The 14,951-nt window shown below is 73.1% G+C and carries 12 protein-coding genes; 7 read left to right on the forward strand and 5 right to left on the reverse strand.

Annotated features, from left to right (window positions below; genetic code table 11):
* The first annotated feature begins 180 nt into the window (after nt 1–180).
* Complete coding sequence (locus tag ACZ6RC_RS10385; protein WP_453613819.1) at nt 181–1,944, forward strand: glycosyltransferase family 2 protein; 1,764 nt, start codon at nt 181–183, stop codon at nt 1,942–1,944.
* Between the two features lie 3 nt (nt 1,945–1,947).
* Nucleotides 1,948–3,945, forward strand: a complete 1,998-nt coding sequence (gene glxA, locus ACZ6RC_RS10390; RefSeq protein ID WP_469580670.1) for a radical copper oxidase GlxA — start codon at nt 1,948–1,950, stop codon at nt 3,943–3,945.
* 63 nt (nt 3,946–4,008) lie between these two features.
* Here the strand turns inward: glxA and ACZ6RC_RS10395 are convergent, their stop codons facing one another.
* The gene (locus ACZ6RC_RS10395) at nt 4,009–5,025 is read right to left on the reverse strand and encodes a glycoside hydrolase family 6 protein (RefSeq protein WP_469580673.1); all 1,017 of its coding nucleotides are present in this window, start codon (nt 5,023–5,025) and stop codon (nt 4,009–4,011) included.
* A gap of 151 nt (nt 5,026–5,176) precedes the next feature.
* On the opposite strand from ACZ6RC_RS10395, the gene ACZ6RC_RS10400 reads away from it, so the two are divergent.
* The 3 genes from ACZ6RC_RS10400 (at nt 5,177) to ACZ6RC_RS10410 (ending at nt 7,846) form a co-directional block, all read left to right on the forward strand.
* Nucleotides 5,177–5,686 (forward strand): MarR family winged helix-turn-helix transcriptional regulator, encoded by a 510-nt coding sequence (locus ACZ6RC_RS10400; protein ID WP_391139152.1) that lies wholly within the window; start codon nt 5,177–5,179, stop codon nt 5,684–5,686.
* A gap of 54 nt (nt 5,687–5,740) precedes the next feature.
* Nucleotides 5,741–6,073 (forward strand): DUF3817 domain-containing protein, encoded by a 333-nt coding sequence (locus tag ACZ6RC_RS10405; RefSeq protein ID WP_469580677.1) that lies wholly within the window; start codon nt 5,741–5,743, stop codon nt 6,071–6,073.
* A 72-nt stretch (nt 6,074–6,145) separates the two neighbouring features.
* Entirely contained in the window at nt 6,146–7,846 is a 1,701-nt protein-coding gene (locus ACZ6RC_RS10410) for an acyl-CoA mutase large subunit family protein (RefSeq protein WP_391139148.1), read from the forward strand.
* Nucleotides 7,847–8,006: 160 nt separating this feature from the next.
* Here ACZ6RC_RS10410 and ACZ6RC_RS10415 read toward each other — a convergent pair whose 3' ends face one another.
* Nucleotides 8,007–8,678 carry an HdeD family acid-resistance protein gene (locus ACZ6RC_RS10415; RefSeq protein WP_469580679.1) on the reverse strand — a complete coding sequence of 224 codons (672 nt, stop codon included), beginning with the start codon at nt 8,676–8,678 and terminating at the stop codon, nt 8,007–8,009.
* Nucleotides 8,679–8,985: 307 nt separating this feature from the next.
* On the opposite strand from ACZ6RC_RS10415, the gene ACZ6RC_RS10420 reads away from it, so the two are divergent.
* Nucleotides 8,986–9,702, forward strand: a complete 717-nt coding sequence (locus tag ACZ6RC_RS10420; RefSeq protein WP_469580682.1) for a potassium channel family protein — start codon at nt 8,986–8,988, stop codon at nt 9,700–9,702.
* Complete coding sequence (locus tag ACZ6RC_RS10425) at nt 9,699–11,108, forward strand: DUF2252 domain-containing protein (protein WP_469580685.1); 1,410 nt, start codon at nt 9,699–9,701, stop codon at nt 11,106–11,108. Before ACZ6RC_RS10420 ends, ACZ6RC_RS10425 begins: the two co-directional genes overlap by 4 nt.
* A gap of 89 nt (nt 11,109–11,197) precedes the next feature.
* Here ACZ6RC_RS10425 and ACZ6RC_RS10430 read toward each other — a convergent pair whose 3' ends face one another.
* From ACZ6RC_RS10430 to ACZ6RC_RS10440, 3 genes are all read right to left on the reverse strand, one after another.
* On the reverse strand, nt 11,198–11,395 hold the full coding sequence (locus ACZ6RC_RS10430; protein ID WP_391139139.1) for a hypothetical protein: 198 nt from the start codon (nt 11,393–11,395) through the stop codon (nt 11,198–11,200).
* Nucleotides 11,396–11,542: 147 nt separating this feature from the next.
* Complete coding sequence (locus ACZ6RC_RS10435) at nt 11,543–12,067, reverse strand: hypothetical protein (protein ID WP_391139137.1); 525 nt, start codon at nt 12,065–12,067, stop codon at nt 11,543–11,545.
* Nucleotides 12,068–12,140: 73 nt separating this feature from the next.
* Complete coding sequence (locus ACZ6RC_RS10440) at nt 12,141–14,927, reverse strand: helix-turn-helix transcriptional regulator (RefSeq protein WP_469580688.1); 2,787 nt, start codon at nt 14,925–14,927, stop codon at nt 12,141–12,143.
* Between the last annotated feature and the right edge of the window lie 24 nt (nt 14,928–14,951).

Raw genomic sequence — 14,951 nt, forward strand, 5'->3', positions numbered from 1 at the left:
GAACCCTCCTGGGACGGGGGCTCACCCGAGCCCCCGAACCCTTTTGGGACGGGGGCTCACCCGTACGCCGCCGAGAACGACCCGCTCGGACTACTCCGGTCGACATGCCGATCGAACTCCACTTTCGTGGGGACATCGACTCGTTCGACGACAGCTCGTTCGACGACAGCTGGAGGCACCGTGCGGCCGCAAGGCTACGACTACGCCACCTACAGCCGACTCGCCGGCCCGCTCACGGAACCCGACACCGACGTCTACGCGGTGGAGTACCGCAGCCTCCTCGCCAAGGAACCGCACCGCATACGCGCCGCCCTCCTCATGGGGCTCGCGCCCGTGCTCTCCGCCCTGCTGCTCGTCTACCTCGTCTGGCCCAGCCACTGGACCGTCCGCGAGGGCGGCGCCCGATGGCTCGTCGCCTTCGACACCGTGATGCTCGCGTCGATCGGGCTGATCTGCTTCTTCATGCTGGTGAACGTCGCCTCCATCACCCACGCCACCATGGTCGCGCGCGACCCCGTCCCGGTGTACCCGGAGAAGAGCACCCGCGTCGCCTTCCTCACCACCTACGTCCCCGGCAAGGAACCCCTCTCCATGGTCCGCGCCACCCTGGAGGGCGCGGTCCGGCTGCGGCACTGCGGCCCGCTGGACATCTGGCTCCTCGACGAAGGCGACGACGAACAGGCCAAGGAGATGTGCCGGGAGCTCCGGGTGCGGCACTTCACCCGGGCCGGCATCCCCGAATGGAACCGCGGCAAGGGCCCCCACAAGGCCCGCACGAAGCACGGCAACTACAACGCCTGGCTCGCCATGCACCATGACGCGTACGACTTCTTCGCCTCCGTCGACACCGACCACGTCCCCCTGCCGAACTTCCTGGAGCGGATGCTCGGCTACTTCCGCGACCCCGACATCGCCTTCGTCGTCGGGCCGCAGGTCTACGGCAACTACACCTCCGCCGTCACCAAGGCCGCCGAGTCCCAGCAGTTCCTCTTCCACGCCCTGATCCAGCGGGCGGGCAACCGCTATCACGCCCCGATGTTCGTCGGCACCAACAACGCCGTCCGGGTCTCCGCCGTCATGCAGGTCGGCGGCCTCTACGACTCGATCACCGAGGACATGGCCACCGGCTTCGAACTCCACCGGACCAGGAACCCGCGCACCGGCCGCTTCTGGCGCTCCGTCTACACCCCCGACGTGCTCGCCGTCGGCGAGGGCCCGGCCTCCTGGACCGACTTCTTCAGCCAGCAGCTCCGCTGGTCGCGGGGGACGTACGAGACGCTGATCAAGCAGTACTGGCGGGCCCCCTTCCGCACCCCGCCCGGCCGCTTCCTCAACTACACGCTCATGCTCTTCTACTACCCCATGACCGCCGTCAACTGGCTCCTCGGCATCCTCAGCTGCGTCCTGTTCCTCTGGCTCGGCGCCTCCGGCACCCAGGTCTCCTCCTCCGTCTGGCTGATGATCTACAGCGACGCCGTGGCCCTCCAGATCGGCCTCTATCTGTGGAACCGGCGGCACAACGTCTCCCCCCACGAGCCGGAGGGCTCCGGCGGCCTCGCCGGCATCGCGATGTCCGCCCTCTCCGCCCCGATCTACCTCATGTCGCTCTGCTCGGCGGTCCTGCGCACCCAGGGCCGTTTCGTCGTCACGCCCAAGGGCGGCCAGGCCAGCCCCGACCGTGTCCTCACTTTCCGGATCCACCTCTACTGGGCCGCCGTCCTGGCCGCCTCGCTCGCCGCCTCGGTGTACTTCCGGCACACCCACGCGGCCATGCGCACCTGGGCCGTCCTCGCCCTCGCCGTCTCCCTCGCCCCGGTCGCGATCTGGAGCTGGACGACCCTGCGGGACCGGCGCGCCCGGGCCCTCGCCCGACGAGCCGTCGCGGTCCACCCGGCCCCCGCGCCCTCCGCCGCTCCCGCGCCGAGCACCACCGGAGGGAGCTGAACCATGGCCCACCGGCCGACGAGGAACGTGAAGAAGACCCTTCTCGGAGGTGGCGCCGTCGTGGTCCTCGCGGCGCTCAACGCCCCGGCCGCCGTCTCCTTCGTCGAGGAGAAGTACCACGCCTACAAGATCGCGCAGCCCGGCTACCAGCGGAGGTACGGCTCCTGGGCGCGGGTCGACGTCCCCGAGGCGTACCGCATCAACGCCATCCACGCCGCACTGCTCCGCACCGGCAAGGTGCTGCTGATCGCCGGCTCGGGAAACGACCAGAAGAAGTTCGACTCCGGCACCTTCGAGACCATCCTCTGGGACCCGGTGAAGAACACCTTCAAGAAGATCCCGACCCCCGAGGACTTCTTCTGCGCCGGCCACACCCAGCTCCCCGACGGCCGCCTCCTCGTCGCCGGCGGCACCGCCCGCTACGAGATCCTCGACGGCGAGGTCAAGAAGGCCGGCGGCGGGATGCGGGTCAAGAACGAGAGTCCCGACCGGGCGGTCACCCTCAAGAAGGGCACCGTCTTCCGCTCGCCCTCGGGCGTCGAGTACGTCTCCCGCTTCGACGTGACCGTTCCCAAGGCCAAGCGCGAGTTCGAGATCTCGTACTTCGAGAGCGGCCAGATGAAGCCCTGGAAGACCAAGATCACCCCGGCGGAGGCGCGGGTCTTCGTCGAGGCGCGGAAGGAGGGCGCCGAGGCGCTCACCACCGAGGCCGCGCAGTACGAGGTCCTCGGCCTCGAGGGCGCCGACGCCGGGAACGTCTACGGCCTGGCCCAGCGGCTCACCACCGAGAAGCAGGACTTCCAGGGCATCAAGGGGGCGTACGAGTTCGACCCGAAGGCCGAGAGGTACATCCCGGTCGCCCCCATGAAGGACGCCCGCTGGTACCCCACCCTCGTCACCCTCCAGGACGGGAAGGTCCTCGCCGTCTCCGGCCTGAACGACGTCGGCGACGTGGTCCCCGGCGACAACGAGATCTACGACCCGAAGACCAAGAAGTGGTCCCAGGGGCCGTTCCGCTACTTCCCGACCTACCCGTCGCTCTTCCTCACCCAGGGCGGCCGGCTCCTCTACACCGGCTCCAACGCCGGCTACGGCCCCGCCGGGAAGGGCCGCGAACCGGGGCTGTGGGACCTGCGGAGCAACTCCTTCCAGAAGATCCGGGGGCTGACCGACCCCGACCAGCTGGAGACCTCCGCCTCGCTGATCCTGCCGCCCGCCCAGGACCAGAAGATCATGGTCCTGGGCGGCGGCGGCGTCGGCGAGTCCCCCAAGTCCACCGCCCGCACCTCGATCATCGACCTCTCCCGGCAGAGCCCCGTCTTCCGGGACGGACCCGCGCTGCCGCAGGGCACCCGCTACCTCAGCAGCGTGCTCCTGCCCGACGACACCGTCTTCACCACCGGCGGCTCGCGCGAGTACCGCGGCCGCAGCGGCAGCGACATCCTCAAGGCACAGTTCTACGACCCGACCGCCAACACCTTCCGCGCCGCCGCCGAACCCACCGTCGGCCGCAACTACCACTCCGAGGCGCTGCTCCTGCCCGACGGCCGGGTCGCCACCTTCGGCTCCGACCCGCTCTTCGACGACAAGGACAACACCAAGCTCGGCACCTTCGAGCAGGAGATCGAGGTCTTCACCCCGCCCTACCTCCACAAGGGCGGCGCCGACCGGCCCGTCCTGGCCGAAGGCCCCCGCGAACTCACCCGCGGCGGCCGCGCCACCTTCCGCACGAAGGACGCGTCCCGGATCACCACGGCCCGCCTGATGCGGCCGAGCGCGGTCACCCACACCACGGACGTGGAACAGCGCTCGATCGCCCTCGGCCTGACGAAGACGAAGGACACGGTGACGTTCGAGATCCCCCCGGACAGCACGCTCGTGCCCCCCGGCTGGTACATGCTCTTCGTGACGGACGGGGAGGGGACGCCGTCCGAGGCGAGCTGGGTGCGGGTGGGCGAGGACGCGGCGGTCGCCGAGGACGGCGCGGGCGGGCGGGAGTGAACGGCGTGGAGAGGCGGTGCCTCCAGGCCCGGCGCCCCTTCCCCAGCCCTACCCCTCCCCGCGCTACGCCTCCTTGGCCCTGCGGGCCAGGCCGAGGGCGTACTCCGGCCACCAGACGCCGGCGGCGGGGCCGCCCCTGCAGGTGCCGTCCGATTCGCCCGGGCGTTTGATCCACAGGTAGGCGTCGACCAGGTCGTCGCCCGTCTCGTCGGTCGGCGGGAGGCCGAGCGCCCGGCCCGGTGGGTTGCACCAGGCCTCCTCCCCGTCGCCCGGGAGGGGGCCGTCGCCGTTGCGGCTGGTGTCGACCGTGAAGTGGGCCCCGCCGAGCATGCCGGACAGCCGGGCGCCGAAGCCCTTCACGGCCTCGGTCGTCTGGAAGTTGGCCACGTTGAGGGAGAAGCCGTCGGCCTTGGCGAGACCGGCCCGCCGCAGGGGCTCCACCAGTTTGCCCGGATCGTGGATCCACGCCGGGTTGCCCGCGTCCAGGTAGACGCGGGTGTTCGGCTGCCGCTTCAGCCGGTCGACCGCCTCCGAGAGCAGTCGGTAGCGCTCGTCGTGGTACTGCCCCGGCGTACACCCGTCCACGATGTGCGGCACCGCGTCCGGCTCCAGGACCACGACCGCGGACGCGTCGCCGAGCGCGGAGGCGAAGGAGTCGACCCACGTCCGGTACGCGTTCCCGTCGCGCGCGCCGCCCGCCGAGTACATCCCGCAGTCGCGGTGCGGGATGTTGTACGCGACGAAGACCGCGGTCCGCCGGCCGGCCGCGGCGCCGCGCACCGCCCTGGTCACGTCCGCCACGGGATCGTCGCCGGCCGGCCACTCCGCGACCGGGCGGTCCGCGATCCGCCGCAGCAGCTCGGCCTCCCGGGCCCGCCCCTGCTCCTCGTACGCCCGGACCTGACGGGCCGCGTCGCTGTCGGGATCGACCCAGAACGGCGAACCGGCCGTCGGGCCGCCGGACTCGCCGCGCGCCGAGGGCGGGCCGGCCGGTGTCCCCGGCGGCTCCTGCCCGCCGCATCCGGCGAGGAGCAGACCGCAGGCCAGGGCGAGGGCGGCGGCGAGGGTGCGGCGGGACATCCAGCCCCCAGGGTCGGGTCGGGACAGATCGGGCCATCGTGGCATACCGGTCAGTCCGCGCCGGGGCGCGACACCGCGCCCTCCCGCGCACCACCGGACCGAAGTGCGAGACGGGGCTGACCGGCATATGACCAGTCGGTAAGGTCGACGCGTGCCGAAGCCGCTCAGTCTCCCGTTCGACCCCATCGCCCGCGCCGACGAACTCTGGCAGCACCGCTGGGGCCCGGTCCCCTCGATGGCGGCGATCACCTCCATCATGCGGGCCCACCAGATCCTCCTGGCGGAGGTCGACGCCGTGGTCAAGCCGTACGGACTGACCTTCGCGCGGTACGAGGCGCTGGTGCTGCTCACCTTCTCCAAGGCCGGTGAGCTGCCGATGTCCAAGATCGGCGAGCGGCTGATGGTGCACCCCACCTCGGTGACGAACACCGTCGACCGGCTGGTCCGCTCCGGTCTCGTCGCGAAGCGGCCCAACCCGAACGACGGCCGCGGCACCCTCGCCTCCATCACCGAGAAGGGCCGCGAGGTGGTCGAGTCGGCCACCAAGGACCTGATGGAGATGGACTTCGGGCTGGGTGTGTACGACTCCGAGGAGTGCGGCGAGATCTTCGCGATGCTGCGGCCGCTGCGGGTCGCCGCGCACGACTTCGACGAGACGTAGCGGGCGAGGGGCCCGCCCGAAGATCGCCCGGAACCTGCCGTTACGCTCGACGGCATGAAATCCAGCGTGCTGACCCGCTACCGCGTCATGGCGTACATCACCGCCGTCATGCTGCTCGTGCTCTGCACGTGCATGATCTTCAAGTACGGGTTCGAGATGGGCGAGGACGTGACCTTCGCGGTCTCCCAGACCCACGGCGTCCTCTACATCATCTACCTGATCTTCGCCTTCGATCTGGGCTCCAAGGCGAAGTGGCCGTTCGGCAAGCTGCTGTGGGTGCTGCTGTCCGGGACGATTCCCTTCGCCGCCTTCTTCGTCGAGCGCAAGGTCGTCCGCGAGACGCTTCCGCTGGTCAGCGGCGCGCGGCCCGCTCCGGCGAAGGTCTGACGCCTGCCTCCGCACGGATGTGCGGAGGTTTGCCATCGACATTTACTAGGACGTCCTAGTAAATTCGTGGGTATGGACGCTGACGCGATCGAGGAAGGCCGCCGCCGCTGGCAGGCCCGTTACGACAAGGCCCGCAAGCGCGACGCCGACTTCACCACGCTCTCCGGGGACCCGGTCGAGCCCGTCTACGGGCCCCGGCCCGGCGACACCTACGAGGGGTTCGAGCGCATCGGCTGGCCGGGCGAGTACCCCTTCACCCGCGGGCTGCACCCCACGGGCTACCGCGGCCGCACCTGGACCATCCGCCAGTTCGCCGGCTTCGGCAACGCCGAGCAGACCAACGAGCGGTACAAGATGATCCTGGCCGCCGGCGGCGGCGGGCTCTCCGTCGCCTTCGACATGCCGACCCTCATGGGCCGCGACTCCGACGACCCGCGCTCGCTCGGCGAGGTCGGCCACTGCGGCGTCGCCATCGACTCCGCCGCCGACATGGAGGTCCTCTTCAAGGACATCCCGCTCGGCGACGTCACCACCTCCATGACCATCTCCGGGCCCGCCGTACCCGTCTTCTGCATGTACCTGGTCGCCGCCGAGCGCCAGGGTGTCGACCCGGGCGTGCTCAACGGCACGCTCCAGACCGACATCTTCAAGGAGTACATCGCGCAGAAGGAGTGGCTCTTCCAGCCCGAGCCCCACCTGCGCCTCATCGGCGACCTCATGGAGCACTGCGCGCAGGGCATCCCCGCGTACAAGCCGCTCTCCGTCTCCGGCTACCACATCCGCGAAGCCGGGGCGACGGCCGCGCAGGAGCTGGCGTACACCCTCGCCGACGGCTTCGGCTACGTCGAGCTGGGGCTGAGCCGCGGCCTGGACGTCGACGTCTTCGCCCCCGGTCTCTCCTTCTTCTTCGACGCGCACCTCGACTTCTTCGAGGAGATCGCCAAGTTCCGCGCCGCCCGCCGGATCTGGGCGCGCTGGATGAAGGAGGTCTACGGCGCGCAGACCGACAAGGCCCAGTGGCTCCGCTTCCACACCCAGACCGCCGGTGTCTCCCTCACCGCCCAGCAGCCGTACAACAACGTCGTACGGACCGCCGTGGAGGCCCTCTCCGCCGTCCTCGGCGGCACCAACTCGCTGCACACCAACGCCCTCGACGAGACCCTCGCGCTCCCCAGCGAGCAGGCCGCCGAGATCGCGCTGCGCACCCAGCAGGTCCTCATGGAGGAGACCGGCGTCGCCAACGTCGCCGACCCGCTCGGCGGCTCCTGGTACGTCGAGCAGCTCACCGACCGGATCGAGGCCGACGCCGAGAAGATCTTCGACCAGATCAAGGAGCGCGGCCGCCGGGCCCACCCGGACGGGCAGCACCCGATCGGACCGATCACCTCCGGCATCCTGCGCGGCATCGAGGACGGCTGGTTCACCGGCGAGATCGCCGAGTCCGCCTTCCAGTACCAGCAGTCCCTGGAGAAGGGCGACAAGCGGGTCGTCGGGGTCAACGTCCACCACGGCTCGGTCACCGGCGACCTGGAGATCCTGCGGGTCAGCCACGAGGTCGAGCGGGAGCAGGTCCGGGCCCTCGGCGAGCGCAGGACCCACCGCGACGACGCCCGCGTCCGCGCCTCCCTCGACGCGATGCTGGCGGCGGCCCGCGACGGCTCGAACATGATCGGCCCGATGCTCGACGCCGTACGGGCGGAGGCCACGCTCGGCGAGATCTGCGACGTGCTCCGGGAGGAGTGGGGCGTCTACACCGAGCCCCCGGGCTTTTGAGACGTGGGGAAAGACGGAGGGGGCCGAGCCGGTAACCGGTTCGGCCCCCTCCGCCGTGCGGGGCCGGCGGCGGACGGGTCCCCAGCCGGGCCGGCCCGTGCGGTGGAGGGGCGGTCCGGGGCGAGGGAACGCGCGCCGTGTGCGCGACGGCCCCGGGGGGTCAGACCGGCGTCGTGGCGCCGTGCGGGCCCCTCGGGCGGGCGCCCTTGAGCGCGGACCGCAGGGCGAGGGCGAGTCCGCCCTCGGCGAGGCCGAGCAGGACCAGCCACAGGCCGAGCAGGCGGGTGAGGGCGCGGGCCGATTCCGTGGGCAGGGCGAGCACCACGATCCCCGCGACGATGGCGAGGACCGCCATCGCCAGGACGATGCCGCGGTGCGGCAGGTCCTTGGCGGCGAGGGCCGTGTAGAGGGTCAGGACGCCCGAGACCAGCCAGACGACGCCGACGATCAGCGAGAGCGCGGCGATGGTCTGCAGCGGGTTCCGCAGGCACAGCACCCCGGCCAGGATGTACAGCACCGCCACGAGCAGCCCGGGGAGCCGTTCGCCGTGCTCCTCGCGCGCGAAGACGCCCACGAACCGGAACGCCCCGGTCACCAGCAGGTACAGGCCGATGAGGACGGCCACCACGTGCAGGGTGCCGTCCGGCCACACCAGGATCAGGATGCCCGGCACCAGCGTCGCCACCGCCGAGATCAGCAGCCACGTCCACGAACGGCCGAGGCGGGCCAGCACTTCCGCCGGGTCGCCGGACGGGTGGCGGTCCGCTCCGGCGGCTCCACCGGCGGTCTCTTCCGGTCCGGTCCGCGGTGCCGGACCAGGCGATGAGGTCATGGGGGGCTCCTCGCGCGTTCGAGCGGGTCGCCCGCGACCGCCGTCGGGGCGGTGGGCGGGACCCGGCCGTCTCAGCGTCCCGCGCGCCACCCGCCACCGGGTCACCCACGGCGGGTGATCCGTCGGAGCCCCGGCGGCGGTGGGCTGGAGACCGGCAGGTGTCCGCCGGCGGGGAGGCGCCGGCAGGTGCCCGCCGGCGCCGCGCCGTGGCCCCACACCGCGACACGGAACGACGACCGAGCCCTGACCAGGGACGACGACCCCGTACGACGGCCCCGGACCGCGACACGGAACGAAGAGGCTTGCGATGAGCGATGCCGCGTCAGCCCCGGACGACCCGACCGGAACGGAGGTCCCCGCGCGCCGCGACCGGCGGGCGGCCCTCGCGACCATCGCCCGCGCCTTCCTCATCGTCGCCTTCCTCCTCACCGCGTACTTCCTGCTCCCGCTGACCGACCGCGACACGGCCGGCCGGCTGGCGCTGCTCGCGACCGGTCTGCTCGCGGTCGTGCTGGTGTTCCTGTGGGAGGTACGCGTCATCACGCGCTCGGCCCATCCGCGTCTGAAGGCCGTCGAGGCCCTGGCGGCCACGCTGGCGCTGTTCCTCGTCCTGTTCGCCGGCGCCTACTACCTGCTGGACGACTCCGCCCCCGGCTCCTTCAGCGAGCCGCTGACCAGGACGGACTCCCTCTACTTCACGCTGACGACGTTCAGCACCGTCGGCTACGGCGACATCACCGCCCGCTCGCAGGCGGGCCGGATCCTCACGATGATGCAGATGGCGGGAGGACTGCTCCTCGTCGGCGTCGCCGCCCGGGTGCTGGCGGGCGCGGTCCAGGCCGGGCTGCGCCGGCAGGGCCGCGAGCAGCCGACGGAGCCGGACGCGGCGCGGGGCCCCGGGACGGAGCCCCCGGCAGGCCCCACGGCGGACACCGGGAGGAACACCACGACGGACGCCACGGGTGATACCCGGACGGACGGCGCAACGGACACCCCGACGGACCGGGAGGCCGGATCATCATGACCGTACCGCGCGACTTCACCGCCGTACCGACACCGGCCGAGCGGGCGGAACTCGGCAGAAAGGCGCGCGAGCGCGTACCGCGGACGAGCCACGGGCGGTTCGAGCCGGACCCGAACCGGCCCGACCCGGTCGACGTGATCGTGGGCCAGTCGGCGACGCGCCTGCCCGAACTGGTGCCGATCCGCTACGGCCGCATGATCGAGTCACCCTTCCGCTTCTACCGCGGCGCCGCGGCGATCATGGCGGCGGACCTCGGGACCCTGCCCCACACGGGGCTGACGGTGCAGCTGTGCGGGGACGCCCACCTGCTGAACTTCCGGCTGCTTGCCTCTCCCGAGCGTCATCTGGTCTTCGACCTCAACGACTTCGACGAGACCCTGCCCGGGCCCTTCGAATGGGACGTCAAGCGGCTGGCGGCGAGCTTCGTGACGGCCGGCCGGGCGAACGGCTTCTCGCCGAAGGAACAGAACGCCGCTGTCCGCACCTGCGTCGGGGCGTACCGGGAGCGGATGCGCGCCTTCGCCGGCATGCGGACCCTGGACATCTGGTACGCCCAGGACGACGCCGACCGGATGCGGGAGCTGATGGCCTCCTCGCTGGACGAGGACGCCCGGCGCCGCACCGACCGGGCGACGGCGAAAGCCCGCACCCGGACCCATCTGGAGGCCTTCGCGAAGCTCACCCGGCTCACGGACGAGGGACGGCGCATCGCCCCGGACCCGCCGCTGATCACCCCCCTCGACCGGCTGCTCGCCGAGGCGCCGGAGGCCGGGCGGGCGGAGGAGCTCACCGGCGTCCTGGAGGGGTACGCCCGGACCCTGCCGGCCGAGCGCCGGCACCTGCTGCGGCACTACCGCCTGGTGGACATGGCCCGGAAGGTGGTGGGCGTGGGCAGCGTGGGGACCCGCTGCTGGATCGTGCTCCTGCTCGGCAGGGACGACGAGGACCCCCTGCTGCTGCAGGCCAAGGAGGCGCAGGAATCGGTGCTCTCCGCCCACGTCGGCGGCGACGACTTCGACAACCAGGGCCGCCGGGTCGTCACCGGCCAGCGGCTGATCCAGACCACCAGCGACATCCTCCTCGGCTGGACGCACGTCGTGGGTCTCGACGGCCGGCACCGGGACTTCTACGTACGCCAGCTCTGGGACTGGAAGGGCATCGCCCGGCCGGAGACCATGGGGCCGGGTCTCTTCCGCCTCTTCGGCCGGCTCTGCGGAGCGTCCCTGGCGCGGGCCCACGCCCGTTCCGGCGACCCCGTCGCCATCGCCGCGTACCTCGGGAAGAGCGACCGCTTCGAGCGCGCGCTCACCGAGTTCGCCCAGTCCTACGCCGACCGGAACGAGCGGGACTTCGAGGCGCTGCAGGCCGCGGTCCGCTCGGGAAGGGTCACCGCGGGGAGTCTCTGACGGCGGCCGGGACACCGCCGCAGGCCGTCCGGGGCGTCACCGCGGGCCCGCGCCCGGGACGCCCCTGCACGGGCCGGGCACCCGGCCGGTCACTCCGGCAGCTGCCGCATCTCCAGGACGCGCAGGCCGAGCGACTGGAAGCGGGCCAGCAGCCCGTAGAGATGCGCCTCGTCCACGACGGGGCCGAACAGCACCGTCTGGCCGGACATCGTGACGTGGCCCAGCTCCGGGAAGGCCTGGGTCAGCGTCTCCGACATGTGTCCCTCGACGCGGATCTCGTAGCGCATGGGCTGTTCTCCCGCGGGGCTGCGTGGTGGCAGACGGACGGCGCCCTACCCCGCGATCGTCCCTCCGCGGGCGCGGGCCCGGCCTCACCCGGCACAGGTGACCTGACCTGCCGAGCCCGCGACCCGTCCCATCCCGGCCGACCGGGGTCAGTGCGTCAGCACGAGCTTGAAGCCGATGATCAGCAGGCCGAGCAGCAGATTGACCGAGGCGCTGACCGCCATGAGCCGTCGGGAGGCACCGGCCCGCCGGGCCGCCGCCACCGACCAGCCCACCTGGCCCGCCACGGCGACGGAGACCGCCAGCCAGAGGGCGCCCTCCACGTCGAGGCCCAGGAGCGGGCTGACGGCCACCGCGATCGCCGGCGGAAGGGCCGCCTTGACGATCGGCCACTCCTCCCGGCACACGCCCAGCACCGTCCGCCGGTCCAGGGACCCCTGCGTCAGACGCGCTCCGAAGAGGTGTGCGTGCACGTGCGCGGCCCAGAACACCGCGCCGGTGAGCACCAGCAGCATCACCAGCTCCGCGCGCGGGAAGGAGCCCAGGGTGCCGGCGCCGATCACCACCGAGGCCGCGAGCATCGACCCGTAGACGCCGCCCGAGTAGTCCGCGTGGGCCCGGCGCTCTGCGGCTCGCCCGGCCCGGGCCGGGTCGTGGTGGATCAACCGGGACATCGGTGCCTCCTCCGGCTCAGGATGTCGGCCCCCGGCCGCCCGCGGCTCACCCGTCGCGGGGGAGGGCGGAGGCTCACACCAGGCCCAGCTCGCGCGCGCGGCGCACCGCTTCGTTGCGCCGGTTCACCGCTAGCTTCCGGTAGACGCTCTTGAGGTGCGTCTTCACCGTGTTCACCGAGACGTAGAGGTCGGCGGCGATCTCCTCGGTCGACATCATCCGGGCCAGCCGCTCCAGGACGTCCCGCTCGCGCCCGCTCAGCTCCTCGGCGACGAGGGCCGCCGGCGCACCGCCCCGGGGCCGGCCCGGCGTCAGCCAATCCGCGGCCAGCCCGTCCAACGGCGCGGTCGACAGCAGCGGCCGGATCCACGACCGGGCGTCACGGAACGGCCCGCGCAGCCGGTCGCGCCGCGCGTCGAGCAGTGCCTGCGCGACGAGCCGGCGCGCGGTGGCGACGTCCCCGGTCCGGTACGCGGCGTGGGCGCGGACCAACGTCATCCGCACGGTCACCGCCGGGCCGGTCCTGGCCCCGCTGCGGACGCCGTCGAGCAGCCCGAGCGCCGTCTCGGGCCGGCCCGCGGCCAACAGCATCCGCGCGGCCTCCACCGCCGACGCCGGCTGGCCGCCGGACACACTTTCGAGCGCCTCGGCGACCCTCTCCGGCCGCCCCTCGGCCAGGTGAGCGGCGGCGGTGGCCAGGGCCTCGTGGCCGGTCGCCCAGGGCGAGGCGACGACGGCGGAGACGGCCGGGACCGCCTGCTCGGCGGCGGCCCGCGCCTCGCCGCGCGCCGACAGGAGACGGCCCCCGACCAGGGCCCGCGCCGCCGCCGTCACCGGATCGCGGGCCGCCGAGGGCAGCAGGGCCGTCTCGTCGAGGAGCGCCCGGGCCCGGCCCGGTTCGTCGCGGTCGACGGCGACGGCGGCCAGCACCAGCAGCCCGAGGCCGGAGGCGCCGGGACGCGACAGCCCGAACCGTTCCGCCTCGGCGGCCCCGGCGAGCGCCTTGCGCTCGGCCCGGCCGGTCCAGCCGTCCAGATAGTCGATCAGGGCCAGGTGCCCCATCGCGTCGTGGCGGGGGAGCGCGGTGGCCGAGGTGCCCTGCCCGCCGGTCACCGCCGTCAGGACGGCCCGCGCGTCCTCGAAGCGCCCGGCCCACAGGCGCGTGGCGCCCAGGTGGGTCAGCAGGAGCGCGGTGAGTTCCGGGTGCGCGTCCAGCAGGTCGGGCGGGACCTCGCGCCGGAGCCGGTCCGCGGCCTCGGCGGCGCGCTCGGCCCGTTCGAGGGAGCCGGTCAGCCGCCCGGCCAGGGTCTCGAGCAGCGCACGGGACAGCAGCTCGGCGGGCTCGGCGGGTCGATCGGCGGCGGCCGGCCGCTCCTGGGCGCGGCGCAGGTGGAGCAGACCGCGCTCGACGTCCCACCGGGCCAGGTCCCGCGCCGACCGGACCAGCTCCGTCGCCGGCCCCGCGGCCTCGGGGCCCATCCCGGAGAACAGCCGGTCGAGATCGCCCGAGCGCAGACCGGTGAAGAGCTGCCCGATCGCCAGGTCGCCGACGAGGGCCCCGGCCGCGAAGGCCCAGTCACCCGAGGCGGCGGCGTGGGTCAGCGTGTCCGTGAGCGGCCCGCGCCGGTGTAGCCACCGCGCGGCCCGCCGGTGCAGCTCGGGTTCGAGCCCGGGGAGGCTGACCCGCAGATGGGCCCGGAGGATCTCCCCGAAGAGCGGATGGAGCCGGTACCACGCGTGCCCGAGGTCCTCGACGAACGCGTTCTCGCGGTGCAGCCCGACGAGGATCGGCTCGGCGTCGTCCCGCCGGGTCAGAACATTCGCCAGACCGGGGCAGAACCGGTCCAGGACGCTGACGCGCAGCAGCAGGTCCTGCGTCTGCGGCGGCTGCCGCTTGAGCACCTCGGCCAGCAGGAAGTCCGCGACCGTGCTGTGACCCGCCTCGAACTCCTTGAGGTACGCCTCCGGATCGGCGCTCTCGCGGGCGGCCAGGGCACACAGGCGCAGGCCGGCCGCCCAGCCCCGCGTACGGTCCACGAGGGCGCGTCCGGCGGCGACCGGCAGGCTCAGACCGTGCCGCTCCAGCAGGACGACGGCCTCCTCCGGGGTGAAGGCCAGCTCCGCCGCGCGGATCTCCGTCAGCTCGCCCGCCGCCCGGTAGCGGTGCAGCGGCAGCAGCGGTTCGGTACGGGTCACCAGGACCAGGCGCATGCCCCGCCCGGCGTGGTGCAGGACGAACTCCAGCTGCTCCGCGACCTCGGGCGCCGTCACCCGGTCGAACTCGTCGAGCACCACGACCACCGGCCGATCGCGCGCCTCCAGCTCGGCGGCGAGCCTCGCCAGCAGCGTGTGGTCCACCCGGGACGCCTCGGCCGGGGCCCCCACCGCGTCGGAGACCGGCGTACCGCAGGCGCGCAGGGCCTGGAGGACGTACGCCCAGAACACGCCCGGGCGGTGTTCCCCCGCCTCGGCGGTGAGCCAGGCGACCGGCTGCCGCAGTCCGGCGGCCCAGTCGGCGGCCAGCAGGGTCTTGCCCGCCCCGGCGGAGCCGTTGACCAGGGTCAGCGGGGTCTCCAGGGCCCGGTCGAGGTGGCGGACGAGCCGCTCCCGCCGCAGAAAGGCGGCCGGCCTGGCCGGCAGCGCCGTGCGGGTACGCAGGAACGGATCGCCCAGGGGATCGGTGGACGCGCTGCCCGAGGGCCCGGTGGAGGCACCGCCTTCCGCGGGGCCGGCCGAGGCGCCGGTGGGGGGACTGGCCGGGCCGGGCCGTCCTGGAGCGGTCTCCCCGGTCCGTGCCACGGCGCTCACCACCGTCCGTCCAGGTCCCGCGTCCAGGGGCAGGGGGCTTCCTTCCCTCAGCATCCCAGCCTTCCCGCCGGGCCGCCC

The sequence above is a fragment of the Streptomyces sp. NPDC048353 genome (genome assembly GCF_055587165.1).

Bases quoted from the DNA above. Each gene is read 5' to 3' on its own strand.
- ACZ6RC_RS10440 (WP_469580688.1), bottom strand. From the start codon at position 14,927: ATGCTGAGGGAAGGAAGCCCCCTGCCCCTGGACGCGGGACCTGGACGG.
- ACZ6RC_RS10410 (WP_391139148.1), top strand. From the start codon at position 6,146: ATGGACGCTGACGCGATCGAGGAAGGCCGCCGCCGCTGGCAGGCCCGT.
- ACZ6RC_RS10420 (WP_469580682.1), top strand. From the start codon at position 8,986: ATGAGCGATGCCGCGTCAGCCCCGGACGACCCGACCGGAACGGAGGTC.
- ACZ6RC_RS10395 (WP_469580673.1), bottom strand. From the start codon at position 5,025: ATGTCCCGCCGCACCCTCGCCGCCGCCCTCGCCCTGGCCTGCGGTCTG.
- ACZ6RC_RS10430 (WP_391139139.1), bottom strand. From the start codon at position 11,395: ATGCGCTACGAGATCCGCGTCGAGGGACACATGTCGGAGACGCTGACC.
- ACZ6RC_RS10405 (WP_469580677.1), top strand. From the start codon at position 5,741: ATGAAATCCAGCGTGCTGACCCGCTACCGCGTCATGGCGTACATCACC.
- ACZ6RC_RS10435 (WP_391139137.1), bottom strand. From the start codon at position 12,067: ATGTCCCGGTTGATCCACCACGACCCGGCCCGGGCCGGGCGAGCCGCA.
- ACZ6RC_RS10425 (WP_469580685.1), top strand. From the start codon at position 9,699: ATGACCGTACCGCGCGACTTCACCGCCGTACCGACACCGGCCGAGCGG.
- ACZ6RC_RS10415 (WP_469580679.1), bottom strand. From the start codon at position 8,678: ATGACCTCATCGCCTGGTCCGGCACCGCGGACCGGACCGGAAGAGACC.
- glxA (WP_469580670.1), top strand. From the start codon at position 1,948: ATGGCCCACCGGCCGACGAGGAACGTGAAGAAGACCCTTCTCGGAGGT.